The following is a 6,592-nucleotide window of genomic DNA, read 5'->3' on the forward strand; positions in this document are numbered from 1 at the left end:
GCAAGGATTTCACCCGCCTCAAGCAACCGCAAAGACCCTCGCCGCTCGACTCGCAGCAACTCTCGCTAAACTGGAGCCCAACATGAACCGGACAGCCGTGGGCTTGTCCCGGCCATCCACGCGGTCGAGCTTCGGCTCACTTGCCGGAAAGCAGGCGGCGGCGGGACGGCGTGGATGGCCGGGACAAGCCCGGCCATGACGGACTGAACAGAAACGCCCGCCCCGCCTCCACGCTCTCCTCGCGCGCCCCTCCGCCCTCAATCGATCTCGTGGGCCGGCATGCGCTCGGGGGCGCCCGTCGGGCCGGCGCGCAGGTATTGCGCCGGCCAGGCCATGGCGTGGCCGAGCTCGCGGGCGGCGCGCAGCGGCCAATAGGGCTCGCGCAGCAGTTCGCGCGCCAGCAGCGCGAGATCGGCGTGGCCGGAGCGGATGATCGCATCGGCCTGGGCCGGCGCGGTGATCATGCCGACCGCCGCGGTGGCGATATCCGCCTCGCGCCGGATCCGCTCGGCGAACGGGACCTGATAGCCGGGTCCGACCGGAACCTTGGCCTTCTCGATGTTGCCGCCCGACGAGCAGTCGATCACGTCGACGCCGAGGCGCTTCAGCCGGCGGGCGAGTTCGACCGACTGCTCGACGTCCCAGCCGCCCTCGGTCCAATCGGAAGCGGAAATGCGCACGAACAGCGGGCACTTGTCGGGCAGCGCCCGCCGCACCGCCGCCGCGCATTCGCTCAGGAATCGCACGCGATTGTCGAACGCGCCGCCATAGGCGTCGGCGCGACGATTGCTCAGCGGCGACAGAAACTCGTGGGCGAGATAGCCGTGCGCGGCGTGAATCTCGACGACGCGGAAGCCGGCGGCGTAGGCGCGCTCAGCCGCGGTCGCGAAGGCCTTCTGCGCCTCTGCGATCGCCGCGAGGCTCAGTTCCTGCGGCGTCGCGTAGCGCTCGCTGAAAGCGATCGGGCTCGGCGCGACGGGGCGCCAGCCGCCCTCCGCTTCGGGCACGGCGCCGTCGCCCGACCACGGCCGGTAGGTGCTCGCCTTGCGGCCGGCGTGGGCGAGCTGAATGCCGGCGACCGCGCCTTGGCCGTCGATGAAGCGGGCGATGCGCTCCAGCGGCTCGAAGTGCTTTTCGCTCCAGGCGCCGAGGTCCTGCGGCGAGATCCGTCCCTCCGGCGCGACCGCCGCCGCTTCGGTGAACACCAGCGCCGCGCCGCCGACCGCGCGCGCGGCGAGATGGGCGAAATGCCAGTCGTTGGCGTAGCCGTCGACGCAGCAATATTGGCACATCGGCGAAACGCCGACGCGATTGGCGAGGGTGACGTCGCGCAGGCGAAGGGCGCTGAACAGGTGCGGCATGGTGGGCGATCTCGCTTTTTTGCGGAGCGACAGGCTCATTGTGGGCATGCGGGGTCCGGGCCGCAAGCGGCCGGCGCGCGCTGACAAATCGCGATATTCCCCTTGCCCGCGCTTGGCAATCTTGCTAGGCAACGCGCGCGCTCGGCCCTCGGGTCGCGCGCATGAACCCATGAGCTTTCGCCGCCGGCGCCCGCGCCGGCCCGCCTCGAAACGAGGCGGCGTTGGGTCCGCGGCTTCTTCGCAAGCGCCGCCGACCCGAATCTGGCGACGGGAGCCCCCTGTCAACGCCAACCCCGCCGGCGCCGCCCGCATCGGGCCTTTTAGGAGAGACAATGTCCGTAGCTTCCCCCTCCGCGCCGACGCGCGAGGATTTCGCAGCCCTTTTGGATGAGACCTACGGCGCCGACGAGGCGTTCGAGGGTTCGGTGGTCAAGGGCCGCGTCGTCGCCATCGAGAAGGATATGGCGCTGATCGACATCGGCCTGAAGACCGAGGGTCGCGTCGCGCTGAAGGAATTCACCAATCACGGCCGCGACCCGGCGCCGGGCGTCGGCGACGAGGTCGAGGTCTATCTCGAGCGGATCGAGAACGCGCTCGGCGAAGCGGTCATCTCGCGCGACAAGGCTAGGCGCGAAGAGAGCTGGGTCAAGCTCGAGCAGGCGTTCGAGAAGGGCGAGAAGGTCGAAGGGGTGATCTTCAACCAGGTCAAGGGCGGCTTCACCGTCGACCTCGACGGCGCCGTGGCGTTTCTGCCGCGCAGCCAGGTCGACATCCGCCCGGTGCGCGACGTCGCGCCGCTGATGAACGTCCCGCAGCCGTTCCAGATCCTGAAAATGGACCGCCGCCGCGGCAACATCGTCGTGTCGCGCCGCACCGTGCTCGAGGAGAGCCGCGCCGAGCAGCGCCACGAGATCGTCGCCAACCTCGCCGAAGGCCAGGTGATCGACGGCACGGTCAAGAACATCACCGACTACGGCGCGTTCGTCGATCTGGGCGGCATTGACGGCCTGCTGCACGTCACCGACATCGCCTGGCGGCGCGTCAACCACCCGACCGAGGTGCTGTCGATCGGCCAGTCGGTCAAGGTGCGGATCATCAAGATCAACCACGAGACGCACCGCATCTCGCTCGGCATGAAGCAGCTGCTCGAAGACCCGTGGTCGAACATCGAGACGCGCTACGCCGTCGGCCAGAAGCTCAAGGGCCGCGTCACCAACATCACCGACTACGGCGCGTTCGTCGAACTCGAGCCGGGCATCGAGGGCCTCATCCACGTTTCCGAAATGTCGTGGACGAAGAAAAACGTCCATCCCGGCAAGATCATCTCGACCAGCCAGGAGGTCGAGGTGCAGGTGCTCGAGGTCGATTCCGCCAAGCGCCGCATCTCGCTCGGCCTCAAGCAGACGCTGCAGAATCCGTGGGAAGCCTTCTCGCAGAAGTATCCCAACGGCTCCGTGGTCGAGGGCGAGGTCAAGAACAAGACCGAGTTCGGCCTGTTCATCGGCCTCGACGGCGACGTCGACGGCATGGTCCACCTCTCCGACCTCGATTGGTCGAAGCCGGGCGAGCAGGCGATCGAAGATTACAAGAAGGGCGACAAGGTTCGCGCCAAGGTGCTCGACGTCGATCTCGAGAAGGAGCGCATCGCGCTCGGCATCAAGCAGCTCGCCAGCGACCCGTTCGCCGCCAAGACGGCGACCGGCGAGGAAGCTCCGGCCGGCGAGGGCGAGTTGCACAAGGGCTCGGTCGTCACCTGCGAGGTGATCGAGGTCAAGGACGGCGGCCTCGAGGTCAAGATCGCCGGATCGGATCTGACCGCCTTCATCAAGCGCAGCGAGCTGGCGCGCGACCGCGCCGATCAGCGCCCCGAGCGTTTCTCGGTCGGCGAGAAGGTCGACGCCCGCATCACCCAGTTCGACCGCCGCGCGCGCAAGGTCGCGGTGTCGATCAAGGCGCTCGAAATGGCCGAGGAGAAGGAGGCGATCGCCCAGTACGGCTCGGCCGACTCGGGCGCCTCGCTCGGCGACATTCTCGGCGCGGCGTTGAAGGCGCGCGACAAGAAGAAGGCCGAGTGATCGGTCGGGCGGCGCGCGCCGCCCGCTTCAACCCAAGCGAAGGGCGCCCCCAGCGGGCGCCCTTTCTTTTGGCTCGACCGAAGCGCCGAGCGCCCTATGGGCGCATTTCCGCCATCAGCGACGGCGACGCCGCCGACCCGGCGGGCCACGGCGGAATGTCGCCATAGGCCGACGGGACGAGCCCGCCGTAGGGCGAACGCGGCGGCTCGTCGCGCGGCGGCGGCGCATCGAGGCTCAATGTTCGCGCCGGCCCGTTGGCGATGCGGTTCGTCGCCGCCAACGCGCTCGATTCGGCGAAGACGCCGCTCGCCGCCGGCGTCGGCGCATAGGCGACGACGATCGCCGGCGTCGGCGCGAAGGCGCTGACGCCGTCATCGGACGATTCGCGCGTTTTCAGGCTCGCCAGCAGCGCCGGCCCGTCCGCCCCGCCCAAAGGCGCCATGCCGACATAGTCGATCTTGACCTTGGTCAGGCCCGAGCGCTGGAAATCGAGCAGATTGGCGACGCGCGCCGACACGTCGATCAGCCGGTCGCCGACGAACGGCCCGCGGTCGTTGACGCGCACGACCATCGAGCGGCCGTTTCTGAGGTTGGTGACGCGCGCGTAGCACGGCAGCGGCATCGTCTTGTGCGCCGCAGTGAGCCCGCCCATGTCGAACGTCTCGCCGTCGGCGGTGCGCCGGCCATGGAATTCGCGGCCGTACCACGAGGCCCAGCCGACGGCGCTGTAGGAACTCGCCTTTGCGGAGCGCTCGGTCGTGTCTGGCGACTGGCCTGCCGCGCTTCCCGCGGCGCCCAGCAGGACCAGGCCCACCAACGCCGCGCGTCGCATGGTTAAGCCCCCCTTAAGACGCCGCCTTTATCGCGGGCGGCGGGCCAAAAGGCAACCCCCGCGCGGCAGGAATCCGCTGACCGTTTCGACAGCGCCGATCCCGCCACGGCGAAGCTCAGGCGACGAGATCGTCGGCCTCCGGCCGATGACCGTCGATGCGCTGGTGCGCGCCGGGGCAGGTCTTGAGCCGCGCGCGCAAGTCGTCGATCAGCCAGCGGCCGGCGCGGCCGAGCCGGCGGCCGCGTTCGTGGACGACATAGAGCGGCAGTTCGACTTCCGGGCTGCCGGCGAGGGTGAGCCGCTTCAGCCGGCCGGCGAGGATGTGGCTCTCGACCATGTGCAGCGGCATGTTGCACCAGCCGAAGCCGCCGAGCAGGAACTCGAGCCGGGTCGAAAGATCGGCGAACCGCCAGACGCGCGAGGCGACGACGCCGCCCTGGATGTGGCGCGTCACGTCGGTGCGGTCGGTCAGGACGAGCTGGACGTAGGGCTCCAGCGCCTCGCGGCCGAGCGGGCCGGGGACGGAGGCGAGCGGATGGTCGGCGGCGACCACCGGCGTCAGCGCGACGCGGGCGAGAAACTGGGTGCTGAGGTCGCGCGCCGCGCCGCCCGGCAGGGTGTAGATCGCCAGCCGCGCTGCGCCGTCGCGCAGCCGCTGCTCGGCGCCGCCGAGCGCCTCGGTGAACACCGTCGCCGGCAGGTCGGGGAATTCGTGGCGCAGGGCGTCGAGCGAGGCCATCAGCAGCGGCGTCGGAAACATCGAGTCGACCGCGAGCGTCATCTCCGGCTCGACGTCGGCGGCGATGCTTTCGGCGTGGGCCCGTATCGCCCTGGCCCCTTCCAGCACCGCCCGGGCGTCGTTGACGATCGCCTGGCCGGCCTCGGTCAGGGCCGGGGTGCGAGTCGAGCGGTCGAACAAGATTACGCCGAGCGTCGCCTCCATGGCCTGGATCGATTGGCTGATCGCCGATTGGACGCGGCCGAGCCGCCGGGCGGCGGCAGAAAAGCTGCCGACCTCGGCGACGACGACCAGCGCGCGCATCTGGTCAAGGGTCAGGGGGTCGATCACTGATCACTCCGTATGATGGGTCCTAGCACAATTTTGCCAATTGCGGCGATGGATCGCAACCCCCATGTTCGGGACAGCCGTTTCGCCTCAAAGGAATCCTGACCATGGCCGTCCACGTCGCCGAACCCAAGCAATTGTCCTCGGATGCGCTTGCGCTGCTTTTTAACGAGGCGCGCACGCATAATGCTTTCGTCGACAAGGCGGTTCCGGAAGAGCTGCTGCGCCGCGCCGTCGACCTCGCCAAAATGGGCCCGACCAGCGCCAACCAGTCGCCGCTGCGGGTCGTCTTCTTGCGCTCGAAGGCGGCCAAGCAGCGGCTGGCGCCGGCGCTGATGCCCGGCAATCTCGACAAGACGCTCGCCGCGCCGGTCGTCGCCATCGCCGGCTACGATCTCAAGTTCTACGAGCACCTGCCGTTCCTTATGCCTCACGTCGACGCCAAAAGCTGGTTCTCGGGCAATCCGGAATTCGCCGCGCACAGCGCCTTCCAGAACGGCACCCTGCAGGTCGCCTATTTTCTTCTCGCCCTGCGCGCCGTCGGCCTCGACACCGGCCCGATGACCGGCTTCGACAACGCGAAGATCGACGCCGAATTCTTCGCCGGCACGGACGTGAAGTCGAACGTGATCATCAACATCGGCTACGGCGACTACGAGAAGCTGTTTCCGCGCAGCCCGCGCTTCGCCTTCGACCAGATCGCCAAATTCGCCTGAGGGCGACGCCCCCCCCCCGCGCCCTTCGACGTCGTCCGGCGCGGATCGCGTTTGATCCGCGCCGGCGCGCCGGGCGGGACGCCCCAAACACACGATGGGACCAACGTGAATTTCACCATCCTTCCCGCCGCCTGGGCGCCCCGCCTGCAGTCCCTCCTGCGCATCGTCGTCGGGCTGCTGCTCCTCGAGCACGGCACCGGCAAGCTGCTCGGCTTTCCGACGCTGCCTGGCCTTGATCAAATGCCGCACGGGCTGCTGTTGTTCACCGGCGTGGTGGAACTCGTCGGCGGCGTCCTCATCGTGGTCGGCTTGCTGACCCGTCCGGCCGCCTTCGTCCTCTCGGGCTTCATGGCCGTCGCCTATTTCTTGGCCCATTTTCCGCACAGCTTCTTCCCCGCGCTCAACTTCGGCGAGCCGGCGGTGCTGTTCTGCTTCGTCTTTCTCTATTTCGCCGCGGTCGGCCCTGGCCCCTGGGCGATCGACAAGGCCTGACCCGCAACAGGCCTGCGCCGCGCGTCTCCCCCCGCGCGGCGCATTTTTTT

Annotated in this window: 6 protein-coding genes; 3 read left to right on the top strand and 3 right to left on the bottom strand. The window is 68.8% G+C overall.

The features are described 5' to 3' along the window. Positions 1–257: 257 nt before the first annotated feature. Complete coding sequence (locus ABSF49_RS19135; protein ID WP_424114235.1) at positions 258–1,361, bottom strand: NADH:flavin oxidoreductase/NADH oxidase; 1,104 nt, start codon at positions 1,359–1,361, stop codon at positions 258–260. 332 nt (positions 1,362–1,693) lie between these two features. Here ABSF49_RS19135 and rpsA point away from each other — a divergent pair, with 332 nt between their 5' ends. Continuing rightward, positions 1,694–3,436 carry a 30S ribosomal protein S1 gene (gene rpsA / locus ABSF49_RS19140; protein ID WP_424114236.1) on the top strand — a complete coding sequence of 581 codons (1,743 nt, stop codon included), beginning with the start codon at positions 1,694–1,696 and terminating at the stop codon, positions 3,434–3,436. Between the two features lie 94 nt (positions 3,437–3,530). On the opposite strand, the gene ABSF49_RS19145 is transcribed toward rpsA, so the two are convergent. Next, positions 3,531–4,268 (bottom strand): septal ring lytic transglycosylase RlpA family protein, encoded by a 738-nt coding sequence (locus tag ABSF49_RS19145; protein ID WP_424114237.1) that lies wholly within the window; start codon positions 4,266–4,268, stop codon positions 3,531–3,533. A 115-nt stretch (positions 4,269–4,383) separates the two neighbouring features. Continuing rightward, complete coding sequence (locus ABSF49_RS19150) at positions 4,384–5,337, bottom strand: LysR family transcriptional regulator (RefSeq protein ID WP_424114238.1); 954 nt, start codon at positions 5,335–5,337, stop codon at positions 4,384–4,386. Between the two features lie 104 nt (positions 5,338–5,441). On the opposite strand from ABSF49_RS19150, the gene ABSF49_RS19155 reads away from it, so the two are divergent. Both ABSF49_RS19155 and ABSF49_RS19160 read left to right on the top strand, forming a co-directional pair. After that, the gene (locus ABSF49_RS19155) at positions 5,442–6,050 is read left to right on the top strand and encodes a malonic semialdehyde reductase (protein ID WP_424114239.1); all 609 of its coding nucleotides are present in this window, start codon (positions 5,442–5,444) and stop codon (positions 6,048–6,050) included. A gap of 105 nt (positions 6,051–6,155) precedes the next feature. Further along, positions 6,156–6,542 carry a DoxX family protein gene (locus ABSF49_RS19160; RefSeq protein WP_424114240.1) on the top strand — a complete coding sequence of 129 codons (387 nt, stop codon included), beginning with the start codon at positions 6,156–6,158 and terminating at the stop codon, positions 6,540–6,542. Positions 6,543–6,592: the final 50 nt, after the last annotated feature.

Origin of the sequence: Roseiarcus sp. (assembly GCF_049514155.1) — a bacterium.
Lineage (GTDB): Bacteria > Pseudomonadota > Alphaproteobacteria > Rhizobiales > Beijerinckiaceae > Roseiarcus.

Bases quoted from the DNA above. Each gene is read 5' to 3' on its own strand.
- ABSF49_RS19135 (WP_424114235.1), bottom strand. From the start codon at position 1,361: ATGCCGCACCTGTTCAGCGCCCTTCGCCTGCGCGACGTCACCCTCGCC.
- rpsA (WP_424114236.1), top strand. From the start codon at position 1,694: ATGTCCGTAGCTTCCCCCTCCGCGCCGACGCGCGAGGATTTCGCAGCC.
- ABSF49_RS19145 (WP_424114237.1), bottom strand. From the start codon at position 4,268: ATGCGACGCGCGGCGTTGGTGGGCCTGGTCCTGCTGGGCGCCGCGGGA.
- ABSF49_RS19155 (WP_424114239.1), top strand. From the start codon at position 5,442: ATGGCCGTCCACGTCGCCGAACCCAAGCAATTGTCCTCGGATGCGCTT.